Raw genomic sequence first — 18,369 nt, forward strand, 5'->3', positions numbered from 1 at the left:
TGTCGAACGCTCAGACAGCGATCGACGTCAGCGGTGGCGGCGTGCCGGCGGCGGCGGCTTCGATATCGACGGAATTGGCTCCGTTCGAGCGCACCGTCACCGCATTGGATGCGAGCTGCACGCCGGCGGCCTTGCAGGCGGCCAGCAGCCGCGTCATCGCTTCGCGCTTCAGGATGCCCGGATTGCCGGGTAGGCAGGTAAACTTGAAGCGCACGATCATCGCCGTCTCGGTGATGTCCTGGATACCCTGCATCTTCAGCGGAATGAGGAACTGCGGCCCGAATTCCGGATCCTCCAGCATGCCCAGCCCCACCTTCTTGGCGGCACGGCGGATGATCTCGGCATCGCTGTCGCGCTCGAAGCGGAGCTGGAACTTGATCGTTCCCCAGTCGCGGCTGAAATTGGTGACGGAGCTGATCTGCCCGAAGGGAATGGTGTGGATGGGTCCGTTGTGATGGCGCAGCCGCACGGAGCGCACGGTGATCTGCTCCACGGTCCCCTGCAGCTTGCCCGTATCGATGTACTCGCCAATCCGGAAGGCATCGTCGACAATAAAGAAGATGCCGGAAACGACGTCCTTCACCAACGCCTGAGACCCGAACGAAAGCGCAAGCCCGAGCACTCCGAACCCGGCCAGCAGCGGCGCCACGTTGATGCCAAGCGAACTGAGGACGATCAGCGAGCCGACCGCGAGAACCGCACCGAGAACGAGGTTGCGGATCACCGGCAACGCCGTCGTCAGGCGGCTTGTCTGCTTCTTGTCCGCTTGCTCGTCTTCCTGGCCGGGCAGCATCACGGTCTGCGGTGGGGCGATCGTCTCGGCGTATTTCCACACCAGCGTGTAGACGGCCCAGCTTGCGACCACGGCAAAGCTCAGCCGCTCCAGCCAGAGGATCCAGCCGGTCGCAATGTCGCCGCCGCTGGTCATCAGCGGCCACCAGAGCGCGGTGATCAGGTGCAGGCCGCCGATCCACACAGCGCCCGAGCAAACCACACGAAGGCTGGCGAGTACAGAAGACCACAGGCCCGCCCCGTGGGTGGTTTCCCAGTGCCGCGCGAACTCGTCCACCACGTGGTGGGCACCGAGTGCGAACACCGGCAGGAGCAGCAGGATGACCTGAGTCGAGCCGGCTGCGAAGCTCCAGCGCGCACTGTCCGGCGAGCCGATGATGACCGACCCGAAGAACCAGATGAAGATGGCCGAAACGACATAGAAATCCGGAAGCAGGTTGCCGATGACGCGCCGGACGGGGCCCGGGCTTGAGCCCTTGAACGCAGCGCGGATGCCGGCGCGGCCGCCCCAGAACCAGGTTAGCTTGAGCAGCGTCAGCAGGGTGCCGCCGATCAGGAACCACCCGTCGAGCGAGGCCCGGTCCAGGCCTAGCCAGTTCCACAGCCGCATGGTCTCACCAAACAGGGCGGTGATCACCCCATAGGCGGTGAGCATATGGAAATGCCATTGCGAATTGCTGATCGCGAACAGTGTTTCGCCGCTCTCATCGGGCCGAAACAGGAACCGTCCCACCGCCATGTAGACAAGCAGGATCAGGGTGAAGGCAATGGCGGCCTGGCAGACCTGGAAGGCAGCCGTGGTATCCGCGAGCATCGTCAGCAGGACCCACCGGGCGACACCGAGAAAAATCGCGATCGACAGCAGATCGCCGACCAGGCGCTTGAAGAAGCGGCGGAACTTGCCGGCGATGTGACGGGCCCGCAAATGGCTGTGTCGCAGCAACTGCGCAAACAGGAGCCGCACGCTGAGCGCCGCGGCGCCGCCCGCCAAAAGCGAAAGCAGCGCCACCATCGCGATCCGGCCGTTCGCAATGCCCTCGGCATCCAGATGCGTGGTCGTCATGCCCACCATGGTGGACAGGGCCTGCAGCCCCGCAATCGCCGTCGTGAAACCGTGGGACGAGGCATCCGAGAACCGTTCCCAGCTGGCCATGCCCATGTTGGCCGCTTCCATTTCCGGCGTCATCTGCATCGTGTCGGCGCTGGTTGCGGTGGCAGTGCCAGAGGTCGTGTCCGATGCGGAGGTCGCGGGGTGTGCAGCGGCGCCGGTGGTCGCGGTCTCCACCTGCACCGTCAGCGGTCGGCCCGTGCGGGCCGCAAGATCCAGCACCTGCTGCACGTCGGCAGCGGTCTGACCGGGCTTCAGGACGACGGTCAGCGGCGCGTCCTGCGACCACATCGGAGATGCGGTCAGGAGAAGGCCGAGAAAGGCTGCTGCGGCAGCTCGGCAGAACGGCATCAGCGTCTCCATCGGCCAAGCGGCCCTTGCCCGTCCGCGCCGCGCGTGGCGCCTGACGTCCTTTTGCAACCCCTGCAGGCTCGCAGGCAGGTTCCCATCATATGGCGAAGATCGTCGTTCCGCCAGTCGCCCGCCGATGGATGCTTGATCCTAGATCCGAGGCAGATAGGTCTGGTAGTCGAAGTCGCTGACGGTCCGCAGGAAGGTGATCGCCTCCTTGCGCTTCGTGTCGCCGAAGAGCGTCTGGTATCGCTTTCCGAACACGTCCCGGATGAAAGGCGAGGCAGCAAAATCCTCGACCGCGGTTAGGAAATCATGGGTGAGGCGTTTCGCGTCAGCTGGGGGTTTTTGGCCGGGCTCCGTTGCCGGACCGGGATCGAGATCCGCTTCGAGCCCTAGGAACATGCCGCCAAGAATGGCGGTCAGCAGCAGGTATGGATTGGCATCGGCACCGGCAACGCGGTGCTCGATGCGCGCGGCGGGACCGTTCGCGTCCGGAATGCGGACTGCCGTTCCGCGATGGCCGAAGCCCCAGTCGATATCGACGGGCGCAAACGAATCGGGCTGAAAACGCCTGTAGGAGTTCGCAAAGGGCGCAAACACGAGCTGCGCATCACGCATTGTGTTGAGCAGGCCGGCGGTGACGGATCGCAGTTTTGCAGGATCGCCGCCCTTGGCGTCGAGAATGTTGTTGCCGTCGGCATCGATGATGCTGGCATGCACATGCAGGCCGGACCCGGCATGATCCGAATAGGGTTTCGCCATGCAGGTGGATTTCAACCCGTGCTTTCTGGCCGCCTGCTCGACAATGCGTTTGAGGCAGATGCAGTCGTCGGCCGCCGCCAATGCGTCCGCCCGGTGCAGGAGATTGATCTCGAACTGGCCGGGCCCGAATTCGGCCGTCGTCGCATCCGCCGGCAGGTCCTGAGCATGCGCCCATGTGCGCACTGTCTGCAGGTAACCGTCGAGAGCATCGACTGCGCCCATGTCGTAGAGCTGGAACCCGTTCGGCTCGCCGCGATAGGCAAGTTTTGCCGGCGGCCGCGGACGTCCGGTCTCGCGCCAGTCATCTTCGACCACATAGAATTCGAGCTCCGTCGCCACGACCGGTGTCAGGCCGAGCTTGGCAAAGCGCTGCAGCAGGTTGGCCAGAGTCGCACGCGGATCCATGAAGCTCGGCTGCCCATCCATCTCGTGCATGGTCGCAAGCACCTGCTTCGAGCCCGGCGGCCCCCAGGGCATCGGCGCAAGGGTGCGGCGGTCGGGAATGCAGAGCCCATCGGGATCGCCGATCGAGATCGAAAGCCCGGTCAGCTCGTCATTGTCGCAGCCCCAGATATCGAGCGACTGGGTGGAGGAGGGCAGCCGTACCGTTCCGTCCCAGATCTTCTTTTCGGCCGTCATCGGAATGCGTTTACCGCGCAGGTCGCCGTTCATGCCGACCAGCATGATTTCGATATGGGGCTCGGCTGCGGTCTCGGTCATGAAGCATCATCTCGATGGTTGCGCTGCCTCGTTGGTAGCCGATAAGAATTGGTCGCACAATCTGAGCCGCGTCTAAGCCCTGAGGGAAACCGCATGAACGAGAAGCCGACGATCTCCAATCTCGCCGCGATCGATGCCGCCCACCACATTCATCCGTTTTCGGACATGAAAGAGCTGAACGCCAAGGGCACGCGAATCATCGAACGGGCCGAGGGGCGCCATATCTGGGATTCGACGGGCAAGAAATATCTCGACGGTTTTGCGGGCCTCTGGTGCGTCAATGTCGGCTATGGCCGAAAGTCCATCGCGGACGCTGCCTACAGGCAGATGCAGGAATTGCCCTATTACAACAGCTTCTTCGGCACCACGACGCCGCCCGCCATTCTGCTTGCCCAGAAGATCGCGTCGCATGCGGGGCCGCACATGAACCGCGTGTTCTTCACCAATTCCGGATCAGAGGCCACCGACACCTGGTTCCGCATGGCTCGCGTCTACTGGAAAGCGCTCGGCATGCCGGAAAAGACGCTCGTGATCGCGCGGCGAAACGGCTACCACGGCTCGACGGTCGCCGGCGCCTCGCTGGGTGGCATGAAGCTGATGCATGAACAGGGCAACCTGCCGATCGACGGCATCCACCATATCGGCCAGCCCTACTGGTATGCCGAGGGTGGCGATCTTTCGCCGGAGGAATTCGGCCTGCAAGCAGCGCGCGAGCTTGAAGCCAAGATTGATGAACTGGGCGAAGACAAGGTTGCCGCCTTCGTCGCTGAGCCGATCCAGGGCGCCGGCGGCGTGATCATTCCGCCGGATACCTACTGGCCGGAGATCTCGCGCATCTGCAAGGCGCGCAACATTCTGCTCGTGTCCGATGAAGTCATCTGCGGCTTCGGCCGGCTCGGCTCCTGGTTCGGCTACCAGCATTACGGCTTTGAGCCCGATCTCGCGCCGATCGCGAAAGGCCTGTCCTCCGGCTATCTGCCGATCGGCGGCGTGCTGGTCTCCGACCGGGTCGCGGATGTGATGGTCAACGAGGTCGGCGACTTCTTCCACGGCTACACCTATTCGGGCCACCCGGTGGCCGCAGCAGCCGCGCTCGAAAACCTGCGGATCATCGAAGACGAAGGTCTGGTCGAACGGATCCGCGACGATATCGGACCCTATTTTGCGAAAGGCTGGAAAAGCCTTGAGGCGCATCCGGTCGTCGGACAGGCCGATAGCGTCGGGTTGATCGGCGGCCTTCAGCTTGCAGCCGACAAGGCGACCCGGCGGCGCTATGCCAAACCCGACGATATCGGGTCGCTTGTGCGCAACCACTGCCTCGAAAACGGGCTGATCATGCGCGCTACGGCAGACCGCATGCTGGCATCGCCGGCCTTCACCATCACCCGCGGGGAAGTCGACGAAATGGTCGGAACGCTGTCAAAGGCTCTGGATCACCTCGCAGAAACCGTGACGGAATAGGGTCAGTCCGGCAGATCGACAACTGCCATGGCGAATGGGTACTGGTCGCCTTCGTGTCCCCAGGAGTAGGGAAAGCGCAGGATGACCGGGTTAGCCGAAAGCCCTTCGAGCCCCTGCGTCTTCAAATAGCGGCCAAAGACGGTTTGAAACCCGTCCGGCATTGTGCCATCCGAGCGGCGCCAGACAAAGACTGCCTTGCGGTAGGCGGAGACTGCCGTGGTCACCATGCCGGCCGGCTGGTGCGAGACGACAACGGTCGTATCTGGCAGGTTGAAACGCATATTTCCGGCCAGATGCCCATCGGCGGCAATGATCAGCACCGGGCGCGGCTCGGAACCGTCGCTTGCGAGTTCCGGCTCGATCTGCTTCGCCAACTTGTCGAAGGGAATGTTGACGTAACCGTAGTTGCGCGTGAAGGGGTCGATCGCCACTCTTCCAAACAGGATCAGGGGAACAATCACCATGATCGCCGCAGCAGTCACCCAGAGGCGCTTGAGCGGCATCGATATGTCGATCCCGGCTGCGTCGATCTTCAGCGTCAGGTAAAGCGGCAGAATCAATAGCAACGGCGTGAGCCAGCGGTCGCGCACGTCATCCACGCCGCCGAACAGGACCATGCCCAAAAGGACGGCCATCACGAATGCCAGGATGCGACCGGCAAGCCGGCTCCAGTCGTCGTCGGCCCTCATGACCGTCGAAAGCTTTTCACGCAGCGAGATGGCGAACACCGCTGCGGTGAGGGCCATGAACCCGGTCGATGACAGGAGCAGAGATCGCAGTCCGCGGGAGATCGCTGCGAGCGTACCGGCGTCAGCGCTGATGAGTTTGTCCACCGACCGGCTGCTGGCCGCCTCGAAATTGTCGAGCAGCCAGACGGCGTGCGGGGCAACGACAAGCAGCGCCACCAGGCCGCTCAGAAGGATGCGCCAGTCCAGCACCCGGTCTCGAAACCTGCTTTCCATCAGCACCGCAAGCATCGCGCAGAGCGGAAGAAGGACAAAGTTGTACTTGGTCATTCCCCCGATTCCCGTGGCGAGCCCGAACAGAAGGAACGAGGCAAGCGTCGGAACGGATAAAAGCCTGAACAGCGCAAACAGGAAGAGCGAACTGCCGAAGATCGCCGCCACGGTGTGGCTGAGGTCCCGTTGCGCCTCGAACGAGACCTGCGGGATGGTCAAAAGACCGAGCACCGCCACCACCGCGAGGCGCTTGTCCTTCAAGACCTGTCGGGCAGCGAGGAAATAGAAGCCGTAAGCACCGAACAGAAGCAGGTTCTTCAGTCCCGACAAGGTCGGCATCGACATGCCAAAGAGATGAACCGCGAGGTATTGCAGCCAGTTGTAGATCGGCGGCTGGGTGCCGTATCCGGCCAGCAGCCATTGCGACAGATAGGCCTGTTCGCCTTCGTCTAGTTCCAGCGCATGCGGCAGAATTAGACGGACCCCGATATTCACCAGAAAATAGACCGCCAGGACCGTGAAAAACGTGCGGGCGCGGGAAAGCCGGTCCGCGGAGACCCTGACAGTGGAGAAATGTGAACCCTCAAGGCTATGCAAAAGGTTTTCTCCAGGTCCGCCGGTGACGAAGACTGAATAATTCAGGCGCGATTGTCTGTCTGGCGTATCATGCCGTGCCTGCAGATCAAGCGGCAAGCCAGCGTGCCGGCGGCCCTTTTGACACGATTTTTCAGAATATCGCTTGGTGTGTCACGGCTGCGGCGTAGCGTCACTCGAATCGACACCCTCATGGACAGCCCTGACGATATAGGAAAGCGACGCGCCGTCACGGTAGTAGATGCGGGCGATCATTTCGGCGAGGATGCCGGTGGTGATCATCTGCACCGAGGACAGGAACAGCATCACCCCGATCATGAAGAGCGGACGTGTCCCGATATCGTTGCCCAGAATGAATTTGTCGATGAACAGGTAAAACAGGATCAGCGCCGAAAGCGCACCGAGGCCAAGGCCGAGCGATCCAAAGAAATGCCCCGGCCGCGCCTTGAAGCGCATGAAGAACATCACCGACAGAAGATCGAGGATGACGCGGAAGGTGCGCGATATCCCGTATTTCGAAACGCCGTGCTGGCGGGCGTGGTGGGTGACGGGCATTTCGCCGATCCGCGAGCTCGGCACGACGCCCGCAACCCAGGCCGGGATAAAGCGGTGCATCTCGCCCATCAACTGGACCTGCTTGATGACAGCCGAGCGATAGATCTTCAGCGAGCAGCCGTAGTCATGCAGGCGGACGCCGGTAATGCGCCCGATCAGCCGGTTGGCGATAAAGGAAGGCACCTTGCGCAGGAACAGCCCGTCCTGGCGGTTCTTGCGCCAGCCGACCAGCAGGTCGAGTTCGCGTCGCTCGAGTTCGGCGACCATCGAAGGAATGTCTTTGGGGTCGTTCTGCAGGTCGCCGTCGAGCGTCGCGATCAGCCGGCCGCGTGCTTCCGTAATGCCGGCCTGCATGGCGGCCGTCTGGCCGAAATTGCGCTGCAGCTCGATGATCCGCAGGATGAGACCCGAACGCGACAGCGAAAGCTTCGCATTGGCGATCGTCGCGTCGGTGCTTCCGTCGTCGACCAGGATCAGTTCCCATGCCGAGGGATAGGTGGCCATGGCGGCGCAGATCCGCTCGATCAGCGGACCGACGCTTTCCTCTTCGTTGAAGAGCGGCACGACGAGGGAGAGTTCGACCGGTGAAACGGTGCCGATCGTACCATCAAGCGTGCCATCGATCGTACCGGCCGCCGAACTTGCTGTTGTACGCACCTTGTGTTTCTCCTAGAAACTCGGGAAACCTCGGGCGTGACGGTCCGCCGGCATGGCGGCCGCAGTCTCTGCGCCTTGGTCTTAATGCTTGACCCGAAACCTCGTATTGGGCCCCCTGATATATGAAGAATTCTCCGGTTTCCAGCCGCAGACCGTGGATAATTCGCCACGCCATGACGCTTGGCACAGTTGCGATCGTGGCCCTCTACGCCGCCTTCATCCACTATGTCTGGGGCTGGGGCAGGGTCGTTTCATTATGGAGCGCCGCCGGGTGGGGAACGGCTGCTTTAGCGCTCGTGTTATTGCTTGCGACCTATGTGCTGCGCACCTGGCGGATCTATGATTATTTCCCGCACGAAACCGGCGGCCGCTTCGGCACGTTGCTGCGGCTCGTGCAGGTCCACAACCTTCTCAACATCATGCTGCCATTCCGCTCGGGCGAAGCAAGCTTCCCGCTTCTGATGCGGCGCGAGTTCGGCGTTTCTCTCACCCGCGCAACGGCAGCGCTTCTCGTCATGCGGCTGTTCGATCTGCACGCCCTGTTGGCCGCTGCCGGCGTCGGGCTCGTGCTGCAGACGGGTGGTACGACGGGTGCAATCTGGGCGTGGGCGTTGTGGGCCGCGTTTCTCATCCTGCCGGCGCTAGCCTTTGCCTTACGCGGCCATGCCTTCAAGCTCGCGGAAAAGCTGCTGCCGGCGAAGGGGAAGACGCTGCTCGACGAGATCAAGGCCGGACTGCCGCTCGATGCAAACGCTTTTGCGCGGGCCTGGGGCGCAACGCTGGTCAACTGGTTCACCAAGATTGCGGTTCTCGCCTGGGTTCTCGGCCTGCTTGGCGGGCTCTCGTTAGGCGCAGGCTTCGGCGGCGCGCTGGGCGGCGAGCTGTCATCGGTGCTGCCCGTCCACGCTCCGGCCGGCGTCGGCACCTATCCGGCCGGCATCACTGCCGGCGCACTTGCATTCGGAGCCGATGCGGGTGGGATGGCATTGGAGGAACTCGGCCAAGCCGCCGTCAACACCCACATCCTCGTCATCGTCTCGTCACTGGTCGGCACCGCACTGTCGCTGCTGGCGGCACGGCCGAAGAGGGGGGATTGATCAGGCGAAAGACGAAAGAGGAACAGCCAGCTTCCTTACCGCCCGATCGGTACTCTGACCCAGCTTGCGCACAAGGCTTTCATCGGCCGTCACGAATTGCAGCCCTTCACGTTGGGCAAGGGCCAGATACAGGCAATCGTAGGCGGGATGGTCTATCTGCGCGGCAAGCTCGATCGCCGACAGCCAGATCGGCAGCATTTCCCGAAGTTGCAGATCCGATCCCTCGATCATCAGAGCGGCAAACCGTGCCTCCGGCAGTGACAACTCCCGGCGCCGCACCTTTTTCCAGAATATGTTGGCGCACTCCGCGAGAATGAGATCAGGCGCCGCCAACTCGTGTCGGTTCAAAAGGGCCATAGCCTGCTGGGTGCCGGGTTCTTCGACGACCCATTTGACGGCGACGCTCGCATCGACCACGTAAAGGGTCATCGCTCGTTGCGTCCCTCGCGCTGCAGCATTTCCGATGGCGTGTGGTCACGGTCTGCCGTCAGCCTGCGAAATTCTTCCGCCAGCGTCTCGAAGGTTGGACGGCTGTGGCGGGGTCCGTCCCATCCCGTTCCCTCCACATCGTTCAGGGAACGCAGCCGGCGCTCGCCTTCCACGAAGTGGCGAAGAACGTCCTCGACGGTTGCCGTTTCCGGCAGACCGCTGATCTCCTTCGCCTCAATCAGTAGGTCGTCATTGACTGTCGATGTCGCGCGCATTGCAACCTCCATGCACGCAGGAGTGTATACGCGATTTAACCCGCTGTCACTGGAAAGCCGTCTCGTAGAAGCTTCGCAGCTTGCGCGAATGCAGCGTCTCAGTGGGCATCGCCGCCAGTTTCTGCACTGCGCGGATGCCGATCTGCAGATGCTGGCTGACCTGGGTCCGGTAGAACGCCGTCGCCATGCCGGGCAGCTTCAGTTCGCCATGCAGCGGCCGGTCGGAGACGCAGAGCAGCGTTCCATAGGGCACACGGAACCGGAAGCCGTTTGCGGCAATCGTTGCCGATTCCATGTCGAGCGCGATCGCTCTCGACTGCGAAAGCCGCTTTACCGGCCCGCGCTGGTCGCGCAGTTCCCAGTTGCGGTTGTCGATCGTCGCCACTGTGCCGGTGCGCATGATCCGCTTCAGCTCGAAACCCTCGTAACCGGTCACTTCCTCGACGGCGCTTTCGAGCGCTTGCTGCACTTCGGCAAGCGCCGGGATCGGGATCCAGACGGGCAGGTCGTCATCGAGCACGTGATCTTCGCGGACATAGGCGTGGGCAAGCACGTAATCACCCAGCCGCTGGCTGTTGCGCAGGCCCGCGCAGTGGCCCACCATCAGCCAAGCATGCGGACGCAGCACGGCGACATGGTCTGTAATCGTCTTCGCATTGGAAGGCCCGACGCCGATATTGACAAGGGTAATGCCGGAATGATCGCCCTTCTTCAGGTGATAGGCCGGCATTTGCGGCATCCGGATCGTGCCCGGGTTCTCCGGCCGGTCTTTGCCGGCGGTGGTGAGGATGTTGCCCGGCTCCACGAACTCCGTATACCCGTCGCCACCTTCCGCCATCAGCTTACGCGCCCAAGCGGCGAACTCGTCGATGTAGAACTGGTAGTTCGTGAACAGCACGTAATTCTGGAAATGCTCCGCCCCGGTCGCGGTATAATGGCTGAGCCTTGCCAGCGAATAATCGATGCGCTGCGCAGTAAACGGCGCAAGCGGCGCAGGCTCGCCGAACGGGGCCTCGTATTCGCCATTGGCGATGAGGTCGTCGGTATTGTTGAGATCCGGCGTGTCGAACAGGTCGCGCATCGGGATGTCGGCCATCGCGTTGCTGACGGACGACTCGATATGCGCGCCTTCGCCGAATGCAAAATGCAGCGGGATCGGTGTCGTCGATTCCGACACGATCACGGGAACGCCGTGGTTGCGAATGAGCAGATCCAGCTGCTCGATCAGGTAATGGCGAAACAGTTTCGGCCGGGTCACCGTTGTCGTGTAGACGCCGGGGGACGTCACGTGGCCATAGGAGAGACGCGAATCCGCATGGCCGAACGACGTGGTCTCGATCATCACCTGCGGATAGCAGGCGCGGTATCGACCAGTCACGGCCGCACCCTTCGCAAGTGCGCCGAAGGCATCGATCAGGAAGGACGTGTTGCGCTCGTAAAGCGCTGTCAGCGCGTCGACGGCTGCTTCCGCATTGTCGAAAGCCTGCGCCGCGACAGGGCTCGGGCTGATGAAAGCAAGGGCGGGGAGTGAAGAGATTCGTGTGTTCATGCGCTATTATAATGGGAAGTTTTCGACAATCAAACGACACCTGCCGAGGATAACAGCCTGAAACGCGCCGGCGCGATGCGACTGCGAAGTTAAGACTGCGATCCCGGCCCACCGATATCGAGGTGAATGACGGGATCGCTGGGGCAGACGCTGCTGCTGCTTTCGCGACGATAGCGTCAGAGACGAGTCCAGGTCTGCGACTTGCACAGGATCTTCATCACGCAGCCCTTCATCTTGAGCGAATTGCCGCTGACCGAGCCGGAGCCGCTATAGGTCTTGTCCGCCTCGGGATCGGTGATCTCGCCGGTATAGTCGCTGCCCTTGGGCGAAAGCTTGCCGATCTGCCGTCCCGCATGCTTGCCGGTCTTCAGCGTCACGCAGAAGGCGCCGCCGCATTTGCCGATCTCGGCCGTCTCGCCGCTCGCGGTCTTCCAGTTCCCCTCGATCGCTTCTGCCGCATGGCTGGTGCCAGCAATGCCGAATACGGCAAGCGAAACGGCGGCTGCAAGTATCGATATGCGTTTCATGATGGTTTTCCCTCCCGGAGCCGGCGCTTCCGCACCGGTCATATGTCTGAGCGTTCGCACCTCCTCGCGCGAACAGCGGAAAATCTAGCTTACGCACACGTAAAGGTAAATATCCTGAGCCTGCGCATGGGGCGGAATATCAGCCGATATCTGCCGCCGTTTTTGCCGAGCGACGCGCGTTTATTTCGACGCGATGAAAACGCGACCCGAATTCGTGGTGAAGAAAGGGTTGAAATCCAGATCTGAATTTTTCGTAAAAATGTCCGCAAAACCCTTAATAGCCAAGGGCCGCGATGTTTAACAAAAAACCAAGTTTACCAAGCGTTTGCACTTTGTTTTCAGCAAATTAATCATGCTTTTTAGGCGCTTTTTGCAAGCTTTGGCCGATACTCAAATCATCAAAGAGCGGCAAAAACCGCCACCCGGAAGGGCCGATAACAAGCTGCACAAGACAGCGACGGTCCCGACGGAAAACAGGGCAGACGACAAGAACAACGTTCTCGAAACAGGGATACGAACCGATGGCACGCTTTGAAATGAATGCTTCCGAAATGGCCACCATGGGTGGCGAGGCTCGCGCAGACGTTCTCTGCGACATGGGTCTGATGTATGCGACCGGTCGGGGTTGCCCGGTCGATCTGGTCTCTGCCCACAAGTGGCTGAACATTGCCGCGATCAAGGGCTGCGACCGCGCCGCCGAATTGCGCGCTGATCTCGCCGCAACGATGAGCAAGATGCAGCTGGCAGAAGCCCTGCGCGCAGCCCGCGAATGGATGACCATCCACTAACGACGTGAAGCGCCCACGCAATCATGCGACCGGCCCACAAGAAGGCCGGCGATCAAGAACACGGGCCTACCAGAGAGAAAACGGGATGAAGACGCGGCGCGAACCGGAGCTGTTCCCGGCAAAAAATCGCAGCCGCTGAAGATCAAAGACCGCGACCGGCAGAAACAAGGCCGGCGCGGTCTTTTTCTGTTCTAGAGACCCTTCAGAACTTTCGGCAGTGCCTCTTCCAGCAATGCCAGATCCTGCTCCGGTCCTGCGCTGATGCGGATGCAGCGGTTGAGAGGTGCCACGCCCGGCATACGAATGAAGACGCCGTGCTCCATCAGACCGTCGACGATCGCCCGCGCATGGGTACCATCGCGGCCGCAGTCGATCGCCACGAAATTGGTCGCCGATGGCAGCGGCTCGAGCCCGTTGGCCCGGGCGATCGCCGAGATCCGGTCGCGAGACGCTTTGATCTTGTCGATCACCTCAGCCAGATACTCCTGGTCTTTCAGCGCCGCGAGTGCCGCCGCCACGCCGACCCGGTTCATGCCGAAATGGTTGCGGATCTTGTCGAACGCGGTGGCGTTGTCGGGCGTCGAGATGGTGTAGCCGACCCGCGCGCCCGCCAGACCATAGGCCTTGGAGAAGGTCCGGGTGCGGATGATGTTCGGCAGGTCGATCAATGCCGAAAGCTTCGGCGTTGCGCCATCGGGCGCCGTTTCGCAATAGGCCTCGTCCAGCACCATCAGGCAGCTTTCCGGCAGGCCCCGCGCGAAGGACACGATCTTTTCGGCATCGTTCCAACTGCCCATCGGATTGTCGGGATTGGCGAAATAGACGAGCGGCGCATTTTCGCGGATGACCGTATCCATCAGGGCGTCGAGATCTTCGCGATCATCGCGATAGGGCGCCGTTACCAGCGTGCCGCCATGGCCGGCGACGTGGAAGTTGAAGGTCGGATAGGCGCCGTAGGAGGAGACGACAGGCATTCCGGGCTCGATCACCATCCGGACGATCTGCCCGAGCAGCCCGTCCACGCCTTCGCCGATCGCAATGTTTTCGGCGTTGCAGCCAAGATGCGCGGCAAGCGCCTGCTTCAGCTGGTAATTCTCCGGGTCCGAATATTTCCAGCTGTCTGCGGCTGCGGACTTCATGGCTTCGATGACTGACGGGGCAGGGCCGAACCCGTTCTCGTTGGCGCCAATCCGGGCTTGCACGGCACGCCCTCTGGCGCGCTCAATGGCCTCGGGGCCGACAAAGGGAACGGTCGCGGGAAGAGCGCCAATGAGCGGCATGAAGCGCGAGAATGAAGACATGATATCAGGATCCGGTTCAAAAAGTCCGCACACAATAGGGGGCTTTGAACGGCGTGCAAGGGCGGACAAGGCCGCTGATAGCGCGCATGAAGCAAAACTATGCCCCTGACGACGACCCGGCTTAGTGGCTCGTTTCGAACGAAAGCCGGATGACGTGATGCAGGAATTCCGCATCGATCAGCATGTTGAAGGCGACCGTGACCTTCTCCTCTTCGCGGCGCATCACGGTGCAGCCGATTTCGTCGTGAATGCCGAGGATTTCCAGGAAGAAGTTGGCCGGTACCGGCAGGCTGGGACTGACGTCCAGTTCGGCGCCATAAAGAGAGATTGTCCGGATCAGGCAGCGGAAGGCGGTATTGGTCGAGAGATGGTGTCCGACAAAGATGATCCGGCCAGGCCGGTCTATCGTAAACTTTTCAAATGCCCGATCGCCCGTATGAGCATGGTCGTGTGCGGTATCCTTCATCATCGTACCCGGCAGATCGCCTCCCTCGTTCTCGTCCTCGACTATGACTTTATTCCTCTTTTTATGAATCATTCTGAAACAGATGGGTAAAATGCCGCTGATCTGCGCGTTTTCGTCGCGTCATGATCACGCGTTGCGCAAGTTGCACCGTTAGTGTGCCGAAATCGGGCTGTTGACGGGTCGCCGGGGCGGCGCTACCCCTTCAGCCGCGAGTTTTTCGCGATGGGAGCAGGGCGTGGCAGCAGGTAGATTGGTGATCGTCGGGGCAGGGCAGGCCGGGTTCGCGCTCGCCGCCAAGCTGAGAGCGCTGAAGGATGAGCGGCCGATCACGATGATTGGCTCCGAAGATGTCATTCCCTATCAGCGGCCGCCACTGTCCAAGAAGTACCTGATGGGCGAGATGAGTTTCGACCGCCTGACGTTTCGCCCGGAAACCTGGTTTGCGGAACACGATGTCGAGCTCCGGCTCTCGACCTTTGTCGAAGAAATCGACCGGGATGCAAAGACGATCCGAATGCAGGACGGGTCTGTCCTCGAATATGAACATCTGGCGCTGACTACCGGCTCGACGCCGCGCACCCTTCCAGCCAGCATCGGCGGTGATCTCACGGGTGTCTTTACCGTCCGTGACAAGCGCAACGCCGATCTCCTCGCCGACGAGATGAAGGCAGGTCGCCGGCTTCTGATCATCGGCGGTGGCTATATCGGCCTCGAAGCCGCAGCCGTCGCCCGCCATCTCGGGCTTGAAGTGACGCTCATCGAGATGGCTGACCGCATTCTCCAGCGAGTCGCGTCGAAGGAAACCGCCGACGTGATGCGGGCCATTCACGCCGAGCATGGTGTCGTCATCCGGGAAAAGACAGGCCTTACCCGCCTGATCGGCGAGGACGGCCGGGTTCGCGGGGCCGAGTTGTCCGATGGCACGGTCATCGATATCGATTTCGTCATCGTCGGTATCGGCGTCACGCCGAACGACCGGCTGGCCCAGCAATGCGGCCTCGATGTCGGCAATGGCATCCTCGTCGACGACCATGCCCGCACGTCCGATCCGGCAATCTTTGCCATGGGCGATTGCGCCATGCTGCCCTGGAAGGGCAACAATATCCGTCTCGAGTCGGTGCAGAACGCAGTCGACCAGGCCGAATCGGTTGCCGCGACCCTGACCGGGTCAGCCGAGCCCTACGAGGCAAAGCCGTGGTTCTGGTCCGACCAGTATGACGTGAAGCTGCAGATCGCCGGGTTCAACCTCGGCTACGACGAGACAGTGATGCGGCCGGGCAGCCGGGAAGGCAGCGTCTCGATCTGGTATTTCCGCGAGGGCCGCCTGATCGCGGTGGATGCGATCAACGACGCCAAGGCCTATGTGACCGGCAAGAAGCTGCTGGACAACGGCCTGACGGCAGACAAGGCGCTGATCGCCGATCCGGCGACCGACCTCAAGCAGTTGCTCGCGTAATAAAGACAGCATTTTTTAAAAGGAGATACCATGCCGGCACCGAAAAACGCCTTCAAGGCTCGTTTGCAAGCCGGCCTGCCGCAAATCGGCCTCTGGCTCAACATGGCCGAGCCGTTGCCGGCGGAAATTGCCGGCCATGCGGGCTTCGACTGGCTGGTCATCGATGGCGAACACGGACCGAACGACCTGCGCAGCATCATGGCGCAGTTGCAGGCCCTGTCCTCCTCCTCATCGGAAGCCGTTGTTCGCCCGCCGATGGGCGAAACCTGGATGATCAAGCAACTGCTCGACATCGGCGCCCGCACGCTTCTGGTGCCGATGGTCGATTCCGCCGAGCAGGCGAAAGCACTGGTTGATGCCGTCCGCTATCCGCCGGAGGGAAAGCGCGGCGTGGGTGCAGCCGTTGCCCGCGCGTCCGCCTTCAACGCGATCGCAGACTATACAGACACGGCTGCAGACGAGATCTGCCTTCTGGTGCAGGTCGAAACCATGGCGGCGATCGATGACATCGAGCGAATCGCGGAGGTCGAAGGCGTTGACGGCATCTTCATCGGTCCGGCCGATCTCTCTGCCGACATGGGTTTTCGCGGCCAGATCGGTGCACCGCAAGTGCAGGACGTGATCGAGAACGCGATTCGCCGAATCGTCGCCGCCGGCAAACCGGCCGGCATCTTGACCTTCGACGAAGAACTCAACCGCCGCTATCTCGATCTCGGCGCTACGTTCGTGGCCGTCGGTGCCGATGTCGCACTCTATACCTCTGCGCTGAAGACGCTCGCCGGTCGCTATGGACGCGGTTCGGGCGGAGCAGGGCCTGCCAGCTACTGATTCCACGCCTATTCCGGTCTCGAATCGGGATCGGCCTGCGAAAGACCTTGCAATCGGCAACGTTCCGAAATAATCAGGCCGGACCGGAGAGGTGGCCGAGTGGTCGAAGGCGCTCCCCTGCTAAGGGAGTATACGGCAAAACCGTATCGTGGGTTCGAATCCCATCCTCTCCGCCATTCCCAAACTTCAAAATCCCAATCGATTTGCGATCCTAGAATCGCTGTTGCGCGCGTAGTTCGCTGAACCTTGCGCGAAGCCTAAGTGGCTGCTTTCCAATGTGTTTCTTAACGATGTGTAAACTTTTAACGGTCGCCCGAGGTGCTTTTGTGCTCTTTCGGCAACACGGGTTTGTGAAGCAGGTGGGTAGAAGGTGCGGATGGCCAGTTCGCGATTGCATGCGCGGCCTGCATTTGTAATTTGAACCACGGAAGCGCGGCGGTGGTTCGTCCGTTTTCAAAGTCCCGGGGACGGGCAGGGAACGCTGGCCTTTAGCAAAAGACCCATCCCCATATGAAACTTTGACTGGAGGTCAAATATGAACATCAAGAGCCTTCTTCTCGGCTCCGCTGCAGCTCTCGCAGCAGTTTCCGGCGCCCAGGCTGCTGACGCGATCGTCGCTGCTGAGCCGGAGCCAATGGAATACGTTCGCGTTTGCGACGCTTTCGGCACAGGTTACTTCTACATCCCGGGCACGGAAACCTGCCTCAAGGTTGGTGGTTACGTTCGTTTCGACGCTAAGTACAACGACGCATACCGCCTCGACCGCGAAGGTTCGTACACCAACACTCGCGCTCACATCTCGCTCGACACCGCTTCGGACACCGAATGGGGCGCTCTGAAGACCAAGATCGTAGCTCGTTTCGACTACAACCCACATCATCCGCAGTTCGGCTACGAAGAAAACACTCGTACACGTCTGAACCAGGCTTACATCACCTGGGGCGGCTTCCTGGTCGGTCTCGCTGACTCGCAGTACTCGCAGTTCTCGGGTTACGCTGGCGACGTCATCAACGATGACGTGATCTCCTACGGTCCTTTCGAACTCAACCAGGTTTCCTACACCTTCGACGCTGGCAACGGCTTCAAGGTTGTTGCTTCGCTTGAAGACGACGGCACCAACGACAACGACATCCCAGGCGGCGCAAGCGACTGGCCGGATGCAGTTCTCGGCGCTAAGTACGACAACGGCACGTTCGCTGCTTCGCTCGTCGGCGGTTACGACGAATCGCAGGAAGAAGGCGCTGTAAAGGGCCGTATCTCCGGCAAGTTCGGCGCATTCTCGGCCTTCCTCATGGGCGGCTGGAACTCGGACGGCGACGGCACCAACAAGTACGCACCAGGCACGAACTACGGCGACGCAGTCGTTGGTTGGGGTGACTGGGCTGTTTGGGGTGGCGCTGGCTACAAGTTCACCGACAAGGTTGCTGCTAACGTACAGGTTGGCTACACCGACTCCGAAGTTCTTGCTGCTACGGCAAACGTCAAGTGGACCCCAGTTTCGGGCCTCCTGATCCAGCCAGAAGTTTCGTACACGAGCGTCGACAACGCGCAGATGGACGACGATCAGTGGACCGGTATGGTTCGCCTTCAGCGCACGTTCTAATCCTTACCCAAGGATTGTTTGACGGAAGGCCCGGCTCACGCCGGGCCTTTTGTCGTTTGGGGCGACGAAACTGCCGGCTGTTTCTGTC

Annotated in this window: 16 protein-coding genes and 1 tRNA gene; 7 read left to right on the top strand and 10 right to left on the bottom strand. The window is 61.3% G+C overall.

Going from position 1 to position 18,369, the window contains the following annotated elements; genetic code table 11:
- Nucleotides 1-10 precede the first annotated feature (10 nt).
- Nucleotides 11-2,251: a mechanosensitive ion channel family protein gene (locus tag BLW69_RS10245; RefSeq protein WP_162759518.1), complete on the bottom strand. Its 2,241-nt coding sequence runs from the start codon at nucleotides 2,249-2,251 to the stop codon at nucleotides 11-13.
- Between the two features lie 150 nt (nucleotides 2,252-2,401).
- Nucleotides 2,402-3,736 (bottom strand): glutamine synthetase family protein, encoded by a 1,335-nt coding sequence (locus BLW69_RS10250; RefSeq protein ID WP_092661782.1) that lies wholly within the window; start codon nucleotides 3,734-3,736, stop codon nucleotides 2,402-2,404.
- A gap of 93 nt (nucleotides 3,737-3,829) precedes the next feature.
- Here BLW69_RS10250 and BLW69_RS10255 point away from each other — a divergent pair, with 93 nt between their 5' ends.
- Nucleotides 3,830-5,197 (top strand): aspartate aminotransferase family protein, encoded by a 1,368-nt coding sequence (locus BLW69_RS10255; RefSeq protein ID WP_092661784.1) that lies wholly within the window; start codon nucleotides 3,830-3,832, stop codon nucleotides 5,195-5,197.
- A 2-nt stretch (nucleotides 5,198-5,199) separates the two neighbouring features.
- On the opposite strand, the gene BLW69_RS10260 is transcribed toward BLW69_RS10255, so the two are convergent.
- Both BLW69_RS10260 and BLW69_RS10265 read right to left on the bottom strand, forming a co-directional pair.
- Nucleotides 5,200-6,753 (bottom strand): ArnT family glycosyltransferase, encoded by a 1,554-nt coding sequence (locus tag BLW69_RS10260; RefSeq protein WP_162759519.1) that lies wholly within the window; start codon nucleotides 6,751-6,753, stop codon nucleotides 5,200-5,202.
- Nucleotides 6,754-6,903: 150 nt separating this feature from the next.
- A complete protein-coding gene (locus BLW69_RS10265) occupies nucleotides 6,904-7,929 on the bottom strand; it encodes a glycosyltransferase family 2 protein (protein WP_092662507.1) in 1,026 nt (341 codons plus the stop codon).
- A gap of 155 nt (nucleotides 7,930-8,084) precedes the next feature.
- On the opposite strand from BLW69_RS10265, the gene BLW69_RS10270 reads away from it, so the two are divergent.
- Nucleotides 8,085-9,059: a lysylphosphatidylglycerol synthase transmembrane domain-containing protein gene (locus tag BLW69_RS10270; protein WP_092661788.1), complete on the top strand. Its 975-nt coding sequence runs from the start codon at nucleotides 8,085-8,087 to the stop codon at nucleotides 9,057-9,059.
- Here BLW69_RS10270 and BLW69_RS10275 read toward each other — a convergent pair whose 3' ends face one another.
- The 4 genes from BLW69_RS10275 to BLW69_RS10290 form a co-directional block, all read right to left on the bottom strand.
- Nucleotides 9,060-9,488 (bottom strand): type II toxin-antitoxin system VapC family toxin, encoded by a 429-nt coding sequence (locus tag BLW69_RS10275; RefSeq protein WP_092661790.1) that lies wholly within the window; start codon nucleotides 9,486-9,488, stop codon nucleotides 9,060-9,062. It lies immediately after the preceding gene.
- Nucleotides 9,485-9,763, bottom strand: coding sequence for a hypothetical protein (locus BLW69_RS10280; protein WP_092661792.1), 279 nt, complete (start codon nucleotides 9,761-9,763; stop codon nucleotides 9,485-9,487). Before BLW69_RS10280 ends, BLW69_RS10275 begins: the two co-directional genes overlap by 4 nt.
- 46 nt (nucleotides 9,764-9,809) lie before the next feature.
- Nucleotides 9,810-11,312, bottom strand: a complete 1,503-nt coding sequence (amn, locus tag BLW69_RS10285) for an AMP nucleosidase (RefSeq protein ID WP_062579764.1) — start codon at nucleotides 11,310-11,312, stop codon at nucleotides 9,810-9,812.
- Nucleotides 11,313-11,488: 176 nt separating this feature from the next.
- Nucleotides 11,489-11,839: a DUF2147 domain-containing protein gene (locus tag BLW69_RS10290; protein WP_062453406.1), complete on the bottom strand. Its 351-nt coding sequence runs from the start codon at nucleotides 11,837-11,839 to the stop codon at nucleotides 11,489-11,491.
- A 521-nt stretch (nucleotides 11,840-12,360) separates the two neighbouring features.
- Between BLW69_RS10290 and BLW69_RS10300 the strand changes: the two genes are divergently transcribed.
- Entirely contained in the window at nucleotides 12,361-12,627 is a 267-nt protein-coding gene (locus BLW69_RS10300; protein ID WP_062453404.1) for an SEL1-like repeat protein, read from the top strand.
- 191 nt (nucleotides 12,628-12,818) lie between these two features.
- Here the strand turns inward: BLW69_RS10300 and BLW69_RS10305 are convergent, their stop codons facing one another.
- Both BLW69_RS10305 and BLW69_RS10310 read right to left on the bottom strand, forming a co-directional pair.
- Entirely contained in the window at nucleotides 12,819-13,928 is a 1,110-nt protein-coding gene (locus BLW69_RS10305; protein WP_092661794.1) for a pyridoxal phosphate-dependent aminotransferase, read from the bottom strand.
- Between the two features lie 121 nt (nucleotides 13,929-14,049).
- Nucleotides 14,050-14,394: a hypothetical protein gene (locus BLW69_RS10310; RefSeq protein WP_244474013.1), complete on the bottom strand. Its 345-nt coding sequence runs from the start codon at nucleotides 14,392-14,394 to the stop codon at nucleotides 14,050-14,052.
- 235 nt (nucleotides 14,395-14,629) lie between these two features.
- On the opposite strand from BLW69_RS10310, the gene BLW69_RS10315 reads away from it, so the two are divergent.
- The 4 genes from BLW69_RS10315 to BLW69_RS10330 all read left to right on the top strand — a co-directional run bounded on the left by BLW69_RS10315 (nucleotide 14,630) and on the right by BLW69_RS10330 (nucleotide 18,281).
- Nucleotides 14,630-15,850 (top strand): NAD(P)/FAD-dependent oxidoreductase, encoded by a 1,221-nt coding sequence (locus BLW69_RS10315; RefSeq protein WP_092661796.1) that lies wholly within the window; start codon nucleotides 14,630-14,632, stop codon nucleotides 15,848-15,850.
- Nucleotides 15,851-15,880: 30 nt separating this feature from the next.
- Nucleotides 15,881-16,678 (top strand): aldolase/citrate lyase family protein, encoded by a 798-nt coding sequence (locus BLW69_RS10320; RefSeq protein ID WP_092661798.1) that lies wholly within the window; start codon nucleotides 15,881-15,883, stop codon nucleotides 16,676-16,678.
- 85 nt (nucleotides 16,679-16,763) lie between these two features.
- Nucleotides 16,764-16,854: transfer RNA gene (locus BLW69_RS10325), tRNA-Ser, on the top strand.
- Nucleotides 16,855-17,213: 359 nt separating this feature from the next.
- Nucleotides 17,214-18,281, top strand: coding sequence for a porin (locus BLW69_RS10330; protein ID WP_062453399.1), 1,068 nt, complete (start codon nucleotides 17,214-17,216; stop codon nucleotides 18,279-18,281).
- The last annotated feature ends 88 nt before the right edge of the window (nucleotides 18,282-18,369 follow it).

It is taken from the genome of Rhizobium sp. NFR12 (genome assembly GCF_900108545.1).
Lineage (GTDB): Bacteria > Pseudomonadota > Alphaproteobacteria > Rhizobiales > Rhizobiaceae > Neorhizobium > Neorhizobium soli.

What these genes read in the sequence shown, in the direction of transcription:
- BLW69_RS10245 (WP_162759518.1), bottom strand. Translation starts at nt 2,251, where the DNA reads ATGCCGTTCTGCCGAGCTGCCGCAGCAGCCTTTCTCGGCCTTCTCCTG.
- BLW69_RS10250 (WP_092661782.1), bottom strand. Translation starts at nt 3,736, where the DNA reads ATGACCGAGACCGCAGCCGAGCCCCATATCGAAATCATGCTGGTCGGC.
- BLW69_RS10255 (WP_092661784.1), top strand. Translation starts at nt 3,830, where the DNA reads ATGAACGAGAAGCCGACGATCTCCAATCTCGCCGCGATCGATGCCGCC.
- BLW69_RS10270 (WP_092661788.1), top strand. Translation starts at nt 8,085, where the DNA reads ATGAAGAATTCTCCGGTTTCCAGCCGCAGACCGTGGATAATTCGCCAC.
- BLW69_RS10275 (WP_092661790.1), bottom strand. Translation starts at nt 9,488, where the DNA reads ATGACCCTTTACGTGGTCGATGCGAGCGTCGCCGTCAAATGGGTCGTC.
- BLW69_RS10280 (WP_092661792.1), bottom strand. Translation starts at nt 9,763, where the DNA reads ATGCGCGCGACATCGACAGTCAATGACGACCTACTGATTGAGGCGAAG.
- amn (WP_062579764.1), bottom strand. Translation starts at nt 11,312, where the DNA reads ATGAACACACGAATCTCTTCACTCCCCGCCCTTGCTTTCATCAGCCCG.
- BLW69_RS10290 (WP_062453406.1), bottom strand. Translation starts at nt 11,839, where the DNA reads ATGAAACGCATATCGATACTTGCAGCCGCCGTTTCGCTTGCCGTATTC.
- BLW69_RS10300 (WP_062453404.1), top strand. Translation starts at nt 12,361, where the DNA reads ATGGCACGCTTTGAAATGAATGCTTCCGAAATGGCCACCATGGGTGGC.
- BLW69_RS10305 (WP_092661794.1), bottom strand. Translation starts at nt 13,928, where the DNA reads ATGTCTTCATTCTCGCGCTTCATGCCGCTCATTGGCGCTCTTCCCGCG.
- BLW69_RS10310 (WP_244474013.1), bottom strand. Translation starts at nt 14,394, where the DNA reads ATGAAGGATACCGCACACGACCATGCTCATACGGGCGATCGGGCATTT.
- BLW69_RS10320 (WP_092661798.1), top strand. Translation starts at nt 15,881, where the DNA reads ATGCCGGCACCGAAAAACGCCTTCAAGGCTCGTTTGCAAGCCGGCCTG.
- BLW69_RS10330 (WP_062453399.1), top strand. Translation starts at nt 17,214, where the DNA reads ATGAACATCAAGAGCCTTCTTCTCGGCTCCGCTGCAGCTCTCGCAGCA.